Source organism: Bacillus sp. JH7 (assembly GCF_001563515.1).
Taxonomy (GTDB): Bacteria; Bacillota; Bacilli; order Bacillales; family Bacillaceae_G; genus Bacillus_A; species Bacillus_A cereus.
The window spans coordinates 139346-155173 of record NZ_LPUS01000011.1; the positions used below are offsets into that span (position 1 = coordinate 139346).

A 15828-nucleotide genomic window follows, 5' to 3' on the forward strand; every position below is an offset into this window, starting at 1 on the left:
AAAAAAACGATATATGCATATTTGCATATTTTTGAGGGAGATATGTATGCTATCATTTTAAACGAAGGTTCGCTTTCTACTCTGAAAGCTCCTACATTGCATGAATCTAGTGTACCCAAACTTTAGATTATGTAGAGGAATGGAACCACTGTAGGGTTTCATTTCTCATGTTTGAATCAGTTGATGGTAATTATGTTTCCGCATTTCATAATTATTATCAGTGATATATGTAAGGCATCCATATGAAAATAAGAGGCTGTTCAAAGGTTTTCCGTACTTTTGGGCAGCCTCACCCCGTTAAAAGGACGATACTTTATGTATCGTCCTTTTTGTATAAAAAAACATCCAATCAATTGAGAGATTGATTGGATGTAAAAACTTTATTAATAATGTTTTTTGCGTTTTGTAGCTAAAATACTTAATAATCCAGCTAGTAGAAGGACGATACCTAATGTTTGTGTAGGGTCTTCTTTATGACCTGTATTTGGAAGGTGTTTATCCGTATTTCGATCATCTTGCTGTTTGTTATCTGTTTCATTTGATGTTTCTTCAGAAGTTCCGTTTTTGTGTTTCTCAGATGTTTCATTGCCTTTGTTTTCTTCTTTATTTGGAGGAGTAACTGGCTTGTCATCTCCACCTGACGAAGATTCAATCTTTTTATTTGAAACTGTAATTTGTAGTGGTGTAGCTTGGGCTTTATCAATTGTAAAGTTTACTGGTGATGCATCTAATTGATAGCCTTTAGGAGCCTGTGTTTCTACTAATTGATAATTACCAGGTTTCAAATCATTTACGATTACTTTTCCGTGTTGGTCTGTTTTTAAACCTTCTCGGATGACTTTTCCATCTTGGTCTAAAATATTGAAAATGGCACCTTCAAGTGTTCCGTGGTGATCAATATCAACTTTAGTTAACTCAATTGAACCTGTTGTTAAACTATTTAAGGCTGTAACAGAGGTAACCTGAGATTGTCCTTTCGTAATTGTGAAAGGAATTGGTTTAACGTTTAAATCATAGCCAGTTGGAGCTTTCGTTTCAATGAACTGATAATCTCCTGGACGTAAATCAGAAACTGAAATCTTCCCATCTTTATCAGTAGTTAAATCAGTGCGAACAATTTTACCTTTCGCATCGATGATGTTAAACACTGCATCAGAAAGTTTTGTATCTGAATTTATATCATCCACTTTTATTAATTCTACAGCACCCTCAGTTAAGCTATTTGTAGCAGTAACTTGGAGCTTTTCTTTTTGGCTTTTCTTAATTGTAAACTTAATAGGTGTACTATCTAATTTATAGTGTTTAGGAGCTTTCGTTTCAACAAACTGATAGTCCCCAGGACGTAAATCAGAAACAGAAATTTTTCCGTGTACATCTGTTGTAAGCTCAGTACGAATGTCTTTACCATTCATATCAGTAATTTTAAATACCGCATCTTTAAGAGCAGTACCATCTACATCATCCACTTTAGAAAGTTCCACAGCGCCTTTCGTTAAGCTATTTGTAGCTGTAACGGAGATAGGATCAGCTTGGCTCTTTGTAATTGTGAATGGAATTGGCTCTTTGTTTAAATCGTAGTGTTTCGGAGCCGTTGTCTCGATGAATTGATAATCACCAGGACGTAGGTCAGAAACGCTAATTTTACCTTGTTGATTCGTAACAAGATCTTTGCGAATTACAGTGCCATTCATATCCACAATTTTAAATACTGCGCCTTCAAGAGTAGTGCCATCGACGTCATCCACTTTAGAAAGTTCCACGCCGCCTTTTGTTAAACTATTTTTCATAGTAACGGTAGCAATATCTTTTTGGCTTTTTTCAATTGTAAATATAATTGGTTTTTTGTCTAAATCATAGTGTTCAGGGGCCGTTATTTCAACGAATTGATACGTACCAGGACGTAAGTTTTCGATAACGATTTTACCTTCACTGTTTGTTTTTAAATCTGTTTTAAGTACTTTGCCATCTTGATCTAGTAAATTAAATACCGCATCGGCAAGTTTTGTTTGAGTGGTTAAATCATCAACTTTAAGTAATTCGATACTACCTTGTTTTAAGCTATTTGTAGCAGTTAAAGAAATAACTTTCTTCTGTCCTTTTTCAATAGTGAATTTGATTGGTGTTTCATCTAAAACGTAATGCTTAGGAGCTTTCGTTTCGATAAATTGGTAATCACCAGGACGTAGGTCGTTAATTTCGATTATTCCTTGTTCATTTGTAACAAGGTCTTTATGAACTACATCACCGTTCATATTAACAATTTTAAATACTGCATCTTTAAGAACAGTGCCATCAATATCGTCTACTTTAGAAAGTTTAACTGCACCCTTTGTTAAAGCATTTGTAGCAGTGATATGAAGAGTTTCAGTTTGGCTCTTTTTAATTGTAAATACGATAGGTTTTTTATCTAAATCGTAATGTTCAGGAGCAATTGTTTCAACGAATTGATACGTACCAGGACGTAGATTTTCAACAACAATTTTACCTTCAGCATTTGTTTTTAAGCCTTCTTCCACTAGCTCACCGTCTGCATCTAATAAATTAAATACGGCGTTAGAAAGTTTTGTATTTATATCAATATCGTCAATCTTTGTTAGTTCAACGCTACCTTTTTTTAAAGCATTTTTGCCTGTAACATTGATCTCTTTCGTTTGACTTCTTTCAATTGTAAATGGAATCGTTGTTTCATCTAATACATAGTGCTCAGGAGCTTTTGTTTCAATGAACTGATAGTCTCCAGGGCGTAAATCAGAAACAGAAATTTTTCCGTTTTTATCTGTAACAAGATTCGTATGAACTTCCTTACCATTCATATCCACAATCTTAAAGATTGCACCTTCGAGCATCGTACGATCGATGTCATCAATTTTTGTTAATGTTACTGCACCTTTCCTTAAACTGTTAGTAGCGGTAACAGTAATATTCTCTTTTTGACTTTTTTCGATAGTGAACGGAATAGGGTCTTTGCTTAAGGTATAGTCTTTTGGAGCTTTTACTTCAATAAATTGATAGTCTCCAGGACGTAAATCAGAAGCAGTAATTTTACCGTTTTTATCAGTCGTTAAACCTTTGCGAATTACCTTTTTAGTATCATGAGCGTCAACGATTATAAATTCTGCACCTTCAAGAGTAGTGCCATCAACATCATCAACTTTTGTTAAAGTGACGCCACCTGTAAGTAAACTATTTTTTACAGTAACAGGGATAGGAAGATCTTCCTTACTACCTTTTTTAATTGTGAACTTAATAGGTGTTTTGTCTAATTTATAATGTTCAGGGGCTTTTGTTTCGATAAATTGATAATCCCCTGGTGCTAAATCAGGAATAACTAATACTCCGTGATCATCTGTTGTTAAATCTTTCATAATTTCTTTGCCAGTTGGGTCTTGCAATGTGAATACAGCGCCGGCAAGAGCTTTACTACTTTCCACATCATCTTCTTTAATAAGTTTAACTTTTCCTTTCGTTAAACTATTTTTAAATGTAAGTGGAAGGAGTTTTTGTTGTCCTTTTTCGATTGTAAATTCAATTGGTTCTACATTTACATCGTAATAAGTTGGAGCCTTTGTTTCGATAAGTTTATAGTTACCAGGACGTAAGTCATCTACAACTAGCATTCCTTTATTATTCGTAACAAGGTCCGTACGAACATCTTCATTAGTATCTCTATTAACGATTTTAAATACTGCACCTTCAAGTGTTTCCTTTTCATCTGCAGCATTCACTTTTGTTAACTCAATACCGCCTTTTGTTAAGCTGTTTTTAGCGGTAACAGTAGCCTGAGTTGTTTGACTTTCTGTAATCGTAAATTTAATTGGTTTTGTATTTTTGTCGTAATACTTCGGTGCTGTTACTTCGATAAATTTATAATCGCCAGGGCGTAAGCCAGTAGCGATAGCTTTACCATCCGCACCAGTTTTTACATTTTCGCGAATGACTTTCTTTTCATCATTTGCATCAACAATTTTAAATACAGCACCTTCAAGAGCTGTACCATCGATATCATCAACTTTTGTTAATTCAACATCTCCTGGTTTTAAAGCATTTTCAGCTTTCACAAGTAGAGTTTCTTTCTGACTTCTATCGATTGTAAATTCAATAGGTTCTGCTCGTAAAACGTAATGTTCAGGAGCAGCTATTTCAATGAATTTATACGTACCAGGACGTAGGTTACTAACTTTAACTTTACCGTGTTTATCAGTAGTTAAGTTAGTGTAAGGGGAAACGTCATTATTATTTGTATCGACAAGCTTGAATACTGCACCTTCAAGTGGTTTTTTCTCACCAAACTCATCAACTTTTAATAATTCAACTTCGCCCGTTTTTAAGCTGTTATTTGCCGTAACAGTAGCAAGAGCTTGTTGGCTTTTATCAATTGTAAACTCGATAGGGTTTGTACTTAACGTATAATCCTTAGGAGCTTCTGTTTCGATAAATTTATAAACACCAGGCTCTAGATCTTTAATGGTAACTTTTCCATCTGAACCTGTTTTTATATTTTCACGAATTACTTGTTTCTCGTCATTCGCATCGACAATTTTAAATACAGCACCTTCAAGGGCAGTGCCATCGACATCATCGACTTTCGTTAAAGTGACACCACCTTTAAGGAGGTGATTTGTCGCGGTAACAGTAAGTGCTTTCTGTTGGCTTTTTTCAATTGTAAATTTAAGCGGTTTTTTATCTATTTCATAATGTTCAGGTGCTTTCTCTTCAACAAACTGGTACTCTCCAGGAAGTAAATTTTTCGCTTCGATTTGTCCGTTACCATTTGTCGTTAATTTGGTATAACCAGGAATTCTTTTGTTATTTTGGTCCCGTACACTAAATACAGCACCTTCTAAAGTATTACCCTCTTTATCAACTTTTGTTAGGATAGCTGAGCCTCTAATTAAGCTGTTTTGGGCCGTTTTATTGATTACTGTTGTTTGATCTTCCTCGATTGTAAATTCAATAAGTCGATCATCTAATTGATAATGCTCAGGAGCCTTTATTTCTTTTAAATAGTAAGTTCCTGGTTTTAAATTATCTACAGTAATTTGCCCTTTATCATTTGTTGTTAATTTTTCGTGTTCTGAAATTATTTTTTTATCTTTATCAAGTAGTGTGAAAACGGCACCTTGCAGTGTGACGTTTTTATTCAGGTCATCAGACTTTGTTAAAACTACTTTACCGACAAACTTCTTATTTGCAAGTTTATATGTTGTAGTCTCTTGTGTACCAAGTTCAACAATTTTCCCTTGTTTTAAATCCCAGCTAATTACATAGCCTTCAGGAGCCTTTGTTTCTTTTAATAAATATTTATCGCGTTTTAAATTATTAAATTTAGCGATACCGTCTTTGTCTGTTGTAATTTTACGGATAACAGTTTTACCTGTACGATCGTATAAAGTAAATTCTGCCCCAGCTAATAGTGCGTTTTTATTGTCGTTATCTACCTTTATAATTTCAAGGTTTCCACGGCCTTTAGTAGCAGATCCTCCGCCTGAACCAGAAGACATTCTCACTTCAATCGTTTCAGTAGTTTCTGTGTTTTTAACTGTCAACTTATTGCCTGTGATTTTCGCTTTATTACTTACTTTTTCTTTATCGTCTGCATTAATAAGTGAGCGATATTCTAAAATATAAGCTCGATCAATTTTTTTCAAGAAGGCAATTTCGAAATGTTGCTTTCCGGTATTATTGTCTGTTGTTATTTTGAGTTTATAGTCTGTTCCTTCTTTTAATTCGTTTACTGTATCTTTTGTTAAATTTCCATATGGATCAACAGTTGTAGGATATAAGTGGAATGAATCTTCCACAATTACCTGATTTTCGGTTGGGTCATCTGTTACAACGGCATCTGCAATGGTTGATTGGCTTTCGTTAATTGCGATACTCCAATTAATATAGTTGTCGTCTTGCACAGCTTTTTTAGTAACGAAGCTGCCACCTTTATTTACTTGAGTGTCACCTGTAAGGGTGTTTACAATTTTAGAGCCATCTTTTAAATCTGCCTCGTTTTTGTAGGTACCTTGGATAAGTTCACCATCAAGGCTTGTTTTAAAGATAATATAGTAAGGTGAATTAATTGATTGTTTGAAATGAACCTTTAGGGTGTTTTTATTGTTCTCTGTAGGTTCTTCAAGTTCATATTGCTCAGTTGGTACAGCATTACCAGGTTGTGCATTATTAGGATTTCCATTTAAAATCATATCGCGCACTTCAATGGATCCAGGCACTAACTTTTGTTTATCTTGTATGACGTCTATAACATAAGGATCTTTAATCTCAACATTATTATAGTTAAAGCCTATTATCCAAGTAATTTCCTTCGTTTGGGCGTTATAAGAACCGTATTTATAACCATTTGCTTTTGTGAAAGTATCAGGATCAAAATTAGCTTCAACCTTATTTGATTGTGGATTAGAATCCGTATCTATCCAAGATAGGTTACCTGTATTTTTAAATGAAGTTTTACCACTTTCTAGCTTTGTATAATCAAAGTCTGTCGTATATTTTACGACTAATGTCTTTGTCATATTAGACTGATACGTACCTATAAGAGTAATTTTGAAGCCTTTATCTGTTGTATCTAAAATATAGTCAGTCCCAGCCTGAAGGGTATAATTTCCGTCTTTAATTTCTAGTTTCTTATCTTTTAATTGTAATCCACCATGATCAAAGGTGTCCGTAATGATCGCGTTGTTTAATGGATAGTTGTTATTATTTACTATAATTGTCCAAGTTGTTGTTTTGTCTTTATAATTTGTTTCAGCTTTATTATTAGATTTAATAATATTTTGCTGCTTGAAGCTAGCTTCATTTTCTTTACTTGAATCATTATCAGCTGTAACTTTATTTTTTACTTTTCCATCTTCTATAACTTTATTAGTTGGCTTGGTTTTATAGGTAATCACATAAGCACTATTAATATCATCATTAAACTGTAAATCGAAGCCATTCTTCTTGTTACTTACAGTGTAATTATTAACAGCGTCTCCTGTTACAAGCGTTCCTTGTTCATTATATGAAGCGTTTTTTACAACAATAGAATTTGCATCTAGTTCGTGTGTATCGTCAAAAATATCTTTTAAAATCGCATCTGCTTTTTTGATCTCTCTTTGATCACCATTGTAAGTAATTGTCCACTCAATTGTTTGCGTCTTTGGATCATATTTACTTGTTTTATTTAAGTGTGTACCACGAGAAACCGTTACAGTAGAGCTTGCGTTTTGTTGCTTTTGATTATCACTCGTTATCGTAACGTTATTTCGGAAACTTTTAATATTTTCATCAGTAATTTTTGTGGCATATTCGATTTGATATGCTTTATTGATAGAATCTTTAAAAGCAATCTCCAATTTTGAGCCATCTGATGAAATAATATTGTAATCTGTTGGCTCAGCTTCTGCACCACGCGTTACATTCCCATTAACATCAACTTCTAAATAATAAACTTTAATAGAATCTTTATTTAAGTTTGTACCTTGTGGAATGTTATCTTTAAAAATAGCGTTTTTAAGGGTGTCTTGCGTTTTGTTCATCTCTACTTTCCAATTAATTTCATTTGTATTAATTGGTCTATCAGGTAATCCTTTTTTATTCGTAGCTGTTTGTACATTAGGCTTAAAGTCAACTGTAATAGAAACATCCTTATCTTTAATCGGGAAAGGAATTTCTTGTGTTGTTGTACCTTTAATTTCAGCTTTATTAAATTCTGTCTTTAATTGTAGGTTACCAGCAACATCTGGATGCTCTTCAACATAATCGTTGAATGTCATCGTGACTTTTCCATCTTTTGTAACAGTAAAATTACCAATTTGATGGTTTTCACTATCATATAAAGGACTGTTAATTGTATTGTAAATCTTAAAATGTTTAGGAAGATCAAAAATATAGTAATCTCCATTTTTCACATTCATTGACTTTAAAAGTTCCCATGTAAACTCAATATTGGCAGGGGAATCTGTACTTGGACGGTTATCCTCTGTAAATGGTTTTCCGTCTTTATCCGTCAACTTTACACCGGTTAAAATGTTTGTTGTTATTTGCTTTGGACCTGAATTTGTATTCTCAGCAGGGTCGCTTGATAGCTTTTGTTCTGGATTGTCAGTAGCAATTTTAGCTGCTAGGTTTTGTTCCGGATTATCAGTGGCAGTTTTAGCTGCTGGGTTTTGTTCCGGATTATCAGTGGCAGTTTTAGCTGCTGGGTTTTGTTCCGGATTATCGGTAACAGTTTTAGCTGCTGGGTTTTGTTCCGGATTATCAGTAACAGTTTTAGTTGCTGGATCTTGCTCCGGATTGTCAGTAACAGGTTTAGCTACTGGATCTTGCGCTTGTTTATTAGTATCCTGTTTGGTGCCATCTTCTTTAGAGTTTTCTACTTGAACAGGAACTGATATAGGCTGAACCATTGTTCCTAAAGGAAAAGCGATTTGAACAGATTTTTCCCCAGGTTTTAAAGTTGAGTTAAACACGGTATCAACTTTAATTTTTCCTTTAGCGTCTTTCAAATTTTCTACTTGATCATTAAATATTAATTTTAGTTTATTATCTTTAGCTGTTATAAAATATTGACCAATATTTTTTTGATCTGTTACTAAATCCCCTTGCAAATCTTTAGATACTTTTAATGCAAGTGGTATTTGAACTACTGCTGTATCATTTGCGTGTGCAACTTGTTGATCCTTTATTGACCAAGCGTATTCTACTTGAATGGTTGATCCTATCTTTATTAAATTGTTAGGATTTTTTGCTTCGTCAATAATATGATTCGTCGCATCTTTCATTTCAACAGTGTCAAATAAGGAATCTCCTGTTAAGGTTTCCGCTTTTACTTGATTGTATGGAAAACTAGCAAGTTGCGAAAATAGTACGAATACAATTAAACATACATTAAAAAGTTTTTTCATTTTTCCTCCTCTGAACATTCATTTGTCCATTGGGGACTTATTCCACATGAACAAATGGAATATTAAAAGTATTTGTTATAAGCTATTTATTTTTGTTATCCCTCCGTTTCTATACGCGTTCTCAGACAAACAGAATTATGTTCAAAGCAATATTATTTAACGTAAAACAAAATGTATATTTACACAGTTCTATGGAAATATACACAATTCGACAAAAAATGTCGAAAAAAATACTGATATAAATAATGATATCAGACCTTTATATGTGAGATAGTTTTCATGTATATCTAGTAAAAAAGAATGGTTATAAAGGTAAGTTTTACGATACATACTAACCAATGTAGTGTATCCCTTTGTGAAGGCTTATTTTTGCCTTAAAGTTATGTGGAAATAAAAATCTAGATAGGGTTGGTTTTGGTCAGAATGAAGACAATATGTACTTTGAAAATAGTCATTTATTTTGTCTAAAGAGAGTTGTGCGATTAGTGGACCGAAGTTGAAAGGTGATAGTTTCTTACATTGTTAGAGAAATATAAGGATTACAGAATATTCGACTAACACGTTACTACGGTCATTTTTGAGCCTGTTTAAACAATAGGAAAGAAGGTGTTTTACTCCTTAGTTACAATATCTTTTTAGTAAAGATAAGCTTAAGTAACCTCCGCTAAAGATTATATACTTAAATGATAAAGAGTTCAACACTAGTTCACATATTTTCCCAAAAATAAAAAACGGCTGTTTTATGTGGAATAAATCTACAAAACAGCCGTTTTTGGTATTAGATTTCTGTTAAGATTATTGGTTCACCGCGTGTTACGACAACGGTATGTTCACATTGTGCAACAAGACTTTTATCTGGTGTAACGAATGTCCAACCATCGTCACCACGTTCAATAATATGATCAGCTTTCATAGAGATGAACGGTTCTACAGCGATAACAAGACCGTCTTTTAGAAGCGCATTATCCATTGGGTCATAGTAACTTAAAATGTGATTTGGTGCTTCATGTAAGCTAAGACCAATGCCGTGACCAGTTAAGTTTTGGATAACATTGTATCCACTTTTATGTGCGAAGTTTGAAACAGCACGACCAATTTGATTTTGTTTTGAGCCAGCTCTAACCCTTTTCATTGCTGCCCAAAATGCATCAACCGCTGCTTGGCAAAGTTTTTCTTTTGCCTCGTCTTCTCCAAGAACAAATGAAATGCCTGTATCTGCATAATAGCCATCAAGTGCAGCGGATACATCGACGTTTACTAAGTCGCCATCTTTTAATACACGATCTCCTGGAATACCATGAGCAACTTCTTCATTTACACTAATGCAAGTTACACCTGGAAAATCATATTCTTTTTCAGGTGCAGAAATAGCACCATGCTCATCTAATACTTTTTTACCGATCAAATCAAGCTCTTTCGTTGTCATACCTGGCTTCGCTTGTTTTTTCATTTCTTCACGTGCAAGCGCAACGATGCGGCCGATTTTTCGTAAGCCTTCTAAATCTTGTTCATTACGAATAATCATGAAAACCACTGTCCTTCCTCGAATATATATCTTATCCGATTGTATCATGTTTATTTTCGTCCTGCTACTCGCTTGCGGTATGCAGGTTGATTCCTCTCATAAAGAATACATGACAATTGTCATATCGATGTCATGACGCATCATACTGTTTCCTAAGTTTTCCAAGGAATACAATGTAAATATAAGAAACAGCGGGGGTGGAGAGATGGAAAAGATTATTGAAGTAAATGATGTTTCTAAAACATTTAAACATAAAAACGCAGTAAATAATGTTTCATTTCATGTAAATAAAGGGGAAATAGTAGCGTTGCTTGGTCCAAATGGTGCGGGGAAAACAACGACGATGTCGATGATGCTTGGATTAAAGGAACCAACGGAAGGTAAGGTCTCTATATTTGGAAAGAGTCCAAAGCATAGAGATGTTCGTAATAGCCTCGGTGCGATGCTGCAAGAAGTAAGTGTCATTGATAGTATTACGGTGGAAGAGGCAATTGAGTTATTCCGTAGTTATTATACGAATCCTATAGAGAAAGAAACGTTACTGCAGTTATCAAATTTAGAATCAGAGCGAAAGCAAAGATGTGAGAAATTATCAGGTGGGCAAAAAAGAAGGTTAAACTTTGCGCTTGCACTTGCGGGAAATCCGGATTTGTTATTTTTAGATGAGCCGACAGTCGGAATGGATATTACGTCTCGAAGAACGTTTTGGGAAACGATTCGAAAGTTAGCAAGTGAAGGGAAAACGATTATTTTAACGACGCATTATTTAGAAGAAGCAGATGCTTTAGCAAATCGTATCTTATTATTTGCGAACGGAAAGATTATCTCAGATGGTACACCAGACGAAATGAAAGCAACGATTTCGAGAAAAACAATCACATTTTACTCAAAGGAAAGCATTCCTACAAAATTACTAAAGGAATTACCAAATGTAATAGAAGTAAAGTCAAACGAAGGCCGCTTCATTTTAACAACGGAGGATACGGATGCAACTTTAAAAGCCATTTATCAAGGGAGTTTACCTGTAACAGATGTTTCAGTTGAACGTGGAAGTCTTGATGAGGCATTTGAACAATTCGTTGCAAATCAGAAGGAGGAAATCGCATGAGAGCGTTATGGATGCAGTGCAAAATAGAAATTTTACGTACATTCCGCAATAAATTATTTATCTTTTTCTCATTATTAATGCCTGTTATGTTTTACTACATTTTCACAAATGTTGTTCAAGTACCACAAAACGGAGATGCGTGGAAAGCACATTATTTAATTTCGATGGCAACTTTCAGTATTGTAGGGACTGCACTCTTTAGTTTCGGTGTAAGGCTTTCTCAGGAAAGAGGGCAAGGATGGACACATCTTCTAAAAATTACACCGCTTCCAGAGGGAGCATATTTAACAGCAAAAATTATCGCTCAAACAGTAGTAAATGCTTTTTCAATATTAGTTATCTTTATTGCAGGGATACTAATTAATCATGTTGAGTTAACGGTAGGGCAATGGATTGGTGCGGGGTTATGGTTATTGTTAGGGGTAACACCATTTTTAGCGTTAGGAACAGTAATAGGTTCCATTAAGAAGGCGGACGCAGCTGCTGGCTTAGCTAATATTTTAAATATGAGTTTAGCTATAGTTGGCGGGTTATGGATGCCGATTGAAGTATTCCCAAAAATATTAAGAACGATTGGTGAATGGACACCAACATACCATTTCGGAAGTGGTGCGTGGGATATTGTAGCTGGAAAATCAATTGGATGGGAAAATATCGCGGTATTAGGAGGTTATTTCCTTATATTTGTTGTAGTATCAATATATATAAGAAAAAGACAGGAAGCGGTATAAATGATAGAGAAGAAGAGGATTGAGATTTTTCCGAAACATATGGGATTCTTTCCGTACATGTGGTTTGTTTATCTATTATTTCCAATTTATCACTTAGCACAAGCATCAGGATGGAAGCTTGTGCTAGGGAGCGGTATGTTGATACTTTTTATTATCACATACCGTCAGCTTTATTTTGTTCAGAAGACGTTTATTTTATGGGCATGCATTCAAATGATACTCATTTTTTTATTTGCTTTATTTTATAATCCTTTTATGATATTTTTTGGCTTTTTCACAGCAAGTGCGATGGGATTTGCGCCGAATAAGAAAGTATTTCAAGTGCTGTTATGCTCGTTAGTTATAATGCTTGGAGCATTTGTATTTGTAAATATGAATCAACTAACACCAACAAGTTTAGTAAATATCGTCCCGATGTTTATTTTAATGCTTCTTACGCCATTTGGTATGCGTAATTTTAATCAGAAAAAGATGTTAAGAAATCAATTAGATGAGGCGAACGAGCAAATTAAAGACTTAGTAAAACGTGAAGAACGGCAGCGGATTGCAAGAGATCTTCATGACACATTAGGACATACGCTATCTCTTATTACTTTGAAAAGCCAGCTTGTAGAGAAGTTAATTGTGAAAAATCCGGAGCGTGCAAGTGTGGAAGCGAAGGAAATTACACAAACGTCTCGTACAGCCTTAAAACAGCTGAGAGAATTAATTTCTGATATGCGTATGATTACGGTAGAAGAAGAGCTAGAGCAAATAAAAGCAATCTTACAAGCAGCTAATATTGAATTAGAAGTGAGGCAAGAAGCAAGATCGAGCTCGTTATCACCAATTGAACAAAATATTGTCGGGATGTGTTTACGTGAGGCCGTTACAAATGTTGTAAAACATAGTAAGGCGACGCGGTGCGCAGTTTCTGTATTAGAATCACAAGGTGAACTAATTTTGAAAGTAGAAGATAACGGAATTGGTTTAACAGATCAAAATCATGATGGAAATGGTATTCGTGGCATGAAAGAACGAATTGCTCTTATTGATGGATTTGTTGAACTAGGTACAATCAATCCAGGGACGTTGTTAACAGTAAAAGTTCCAGTTGTTATTAGAACAGGAAAAGATGAGGTGAGGGCATGATCCGAATTATTATTGCAGAAGATCAGCGGATGCTTCGTGGTGCGTTAGGGGCTCTGCTTGATCTAGAAGATGATATCGAAGTAATTGGACAAGCGGCAAACGGGGAAGAGGCGCTAAAATTAATTGAATCGTTAAAACCGGATATAAGTATTATGGATATTGAAATGCCGATTCAAAGTGGATTAGATGTTGCTGAAGCGTTAAAGAAAGAAAAATCATCATGCAAAGTAATGATTTTAACAACATTTGCACGGCCGGGATATTTTGAAAGAGCAATGAAAGCTGGTGTGCACGGCTATTTATTAAAGGATAGCCCAAGTGAAGATTTAGCGGCAGCAATTCGTAATGTAATGAAGGGGAAACGAGAGGTCTCCCAAGATTTAATGTTTGGCTTATGGCAGGAGCAAAATCCGTTGTCAGATCGCGAAAAGGAAGTATTGTTGCTTGCGAAAGAAGGAAAGACGGCAAACGAAATTGCGAAGGCACTTTATCTTTCGCCGGGCACAGTACGTAATTATATTTCTGAAGTATTAACGAAGCTCGATGCGAAAAATAGAATTGAGGCAATTACAATTGCGGAAGAAAAGGGTTGGATATAAAAAGAAGGTTACCTATGAGAGGTAACCTTCTTTTTATAATTATTGTACTTCTATTACTTTATTTACTTTTTGTAACGGTTTGTAACCGTGTGCTTCAAATGCTTTTGCAAATTCATTTGATACGGCAGTGTCATATAAATCTTTTGCAGCTTGTACGATATGAGATTGAAGTGATTCAAAGTCTTCAGCGGAAGTTGCATAATTTTGCAATGCACGCATAACAACTTTACTTACTTTTTCATTTCCTTGCTTTTGAACAGCAACACCGTTATATGTTTTACCTTCAGCTAATTGATATAATACGTGACTGATAATACCAGAATTCACGTGTGATTCTTGATTATTACCATCGTTATAGAAATCTTGTAAATTTGTATATAATTTATGACCGCCGTCACCAATTTCCCTTGGGATATCACGAATTGTTAGGTCACCTAATGTATCGCCCATAATCCAGTTTCCTTTATCTTTCTTTACGTAATATTCGATTTGTGTACCCCAGAAATCCGCTAATCCCTCGTTTAGTGCAGATGTTTCAGCGCTTGGATATCTCACGACTTTATTTTTCGTCGTGCCACTGAATACAGCATGTCCAAATTCATGAGCTGTTACATCAAGAGCGGATGTTAGTTTTCCGCCTAAACCATCACCAAATACCATTTGGTTCCAAGCGGGATGCCAAAATGCATTTACATAGTCTTCTTTTACACCATCACTAACTTCAGTAGAATCAAAACCGTGTACACTAGCAACAACTTTTGAATCTTTATTGTCGTAACTTTTTAGATTATGTTCTTTCTTAAAGTAATCGTAAATATCACTCATATTCTTCATAGCGCCCGCGGCTTCTTTATCTGCAAAATTAGGAGTACTACTTGAAATTAGTGTCCCTGGATAACCAGCTTGACTATATCCTCCGAGGGAATCGGCGTAGTTTGCATTATAAATATAAATACCATTTCCGCGTGATAAATCCGCTAAATAAAATTTCCCATCAGTTCCTTTGGCAATATTGAAAGAGATGTTTTCTTGAAGTGCATTTTTCCCAGTTCCTTGCTCACTTGCAGGGGATAATCTAGGTGATGTTACTTGATTTATAGTCTTATTCTCTTTGTTTTTAATGAACTTTTCTTGGAAAAGTACTTCGCCAGTTTTTAGATCAACGATAGCATTGCCGTTTATGATTTGTTCATTGTTTTCATAAGTAAATGTAATAACAGTTGCGAATGTATAATAGCCATCTTTTTTCTTATAAACAACGGTTTCGCTAGAGAATTCTGTCTCAACTGCATCACTTGGAATTTGAACTATATCGCGTAATTTAGATTTTACTTCATTTTTCGACAAAAAATTTGTTATAGTAAGATTAGGTTGTTGATTTAAATTCTGAACAACTTTACCACTAACAGTTGTGATCACTCCATTTTTATCTACTTTTACAATGAGATCTTGGCCATATACTTTATAGTTTTTATATGTTTGTGCAAGGCGAACTTCGGTTTGATTTTCTTTAGTTTCTTTATTTGTAGGTTGGAAATCTACATTTTTTTCAGTAGTGACTTGTTCTTGTTGAGCTTTCGCCCCATTTACCTCACCTTTTAAATACTTTTTAGCAATATTTTCTTTCGTATCATTTTGAGGTTGTGTTAATTTCCCGATTGTTAAACCAGGCTGAGCAATTTCAACTTTGACTGCACTTTTGTCTAACTCTTGAGCATGAATAGCTTCTGTTGATAAAGGGCAAAGAAGACCGAATGTAACGAAAGCACTAGCAAGTTTTCTATAATTCATCTATAACACTCCTAATCTATTATTGTATGTGAGATGAATTGTATGAAAA

General features: G+C 34.7%; 7 protein-coding genes. 4 read left to right on the forward strand and 3 right to left on the reverse strand.

Going from position 1 to position 15828, the window contains the following annotated elements; all coding sequences use genetic code 11:
• Window positions 1-383: 383 nt before the first annotated feature.
• Together AU379_RS18105 and map are read right to left on the reverse strand one after the other, a co-directional pair.
• On the reverse strand, window positions 384-8894 hold the full coding sequence (locus AU379_RS18105) for a SpaA isopeptide-forming pilin-related protein (protein WP_061139582.1): 8511 nt from the start codon (window positions 8892-8894) through the stop codon (window positions 384-386).
• Between the two features lie 778 nt (window positions 8895-9672).
• The gene (gene map, locus AU379_RS18110; protein WP_157462681.1) at window positions 9673-10467 is read right to left on the reverse strand and encodes a type I methionyl aminopeptidase; all 795 of its coding nucleotides are present in this window, start codon (window positions 10465-10467) and stop codon (window positions 9673-9675) included.
• A 157-nt stretch (window positions 10468-10624) separates the two neighbouring features.
• Between map and AU379_RS18115 the strand changes: the two genes are divergently transcribed.
• The 4 genes from AU379_RS18115 to AU379_RS18130 are packed head-to-tail and all read left to right on the forward strand — an operon-like array spanning window position 10625 to window position 13988.
• Window positions 10625-11527: an ABC transporter ATP-binding protein gene (locus AU379_RS18115; protein WP_061139584.1), complete on the forward strand. Its 903-nt coding sequence runs from the start codon at window positions 10625-10627 to the stop codon at window positions 11525-11527.
• Entirely contained in the window at window positions 11524-12258 is a 735-nt protein-coding gene (locus tag AU379_RS18120; RefSeq protein WP_001202431.1) for an ABC transporter permease, read from the forward strand. The genes AU379_RS18115 and AU379_RS18120 overlap by 4 nt, the downstream gene beginning before the upstream one ends.
• A complete protein-coding gene (locus tag AU379_RS18125; RefSeq protein WP_000570611.1) occupies window positions 12259-13389 on the forward strand; it encodes a sensor histidine kinase in 1131 nt (376 codons plus the stop codon).
• Window positions 13386-13988 carry a response regulator transcription factor gene (locus AU379_RS18130; RefSeq protein WP_000619245.1) on the forward strand — a complete coding sequence of 201 codons (603 nt, stop codon included), beginning with the start codon at window positions 13386-13388 and terminating at the stop codon, window positions 13986-13988. The genes AU379_RS18125 and AU379_RS18130 overlap by 4 nt, the downstream gene beginning before the upstream one ends.
• Before the next feature lie 39 nt (window positions 13989-14027).
• On the opposite strand, the gene AU379_RS18135 is transcribed toward AU379_RS18130, so the two are convergent.
• Entirely contained in the window at window positions 14028-15779 is a 1752-nt protein-coding gene (locus tag AU379_RS18135; protein WP_061139585.1) for a M4 family metallopeptidase, read from the reverse strand.
• Window positions 15780-15828 lie beyond the last annotated feature (49 nt).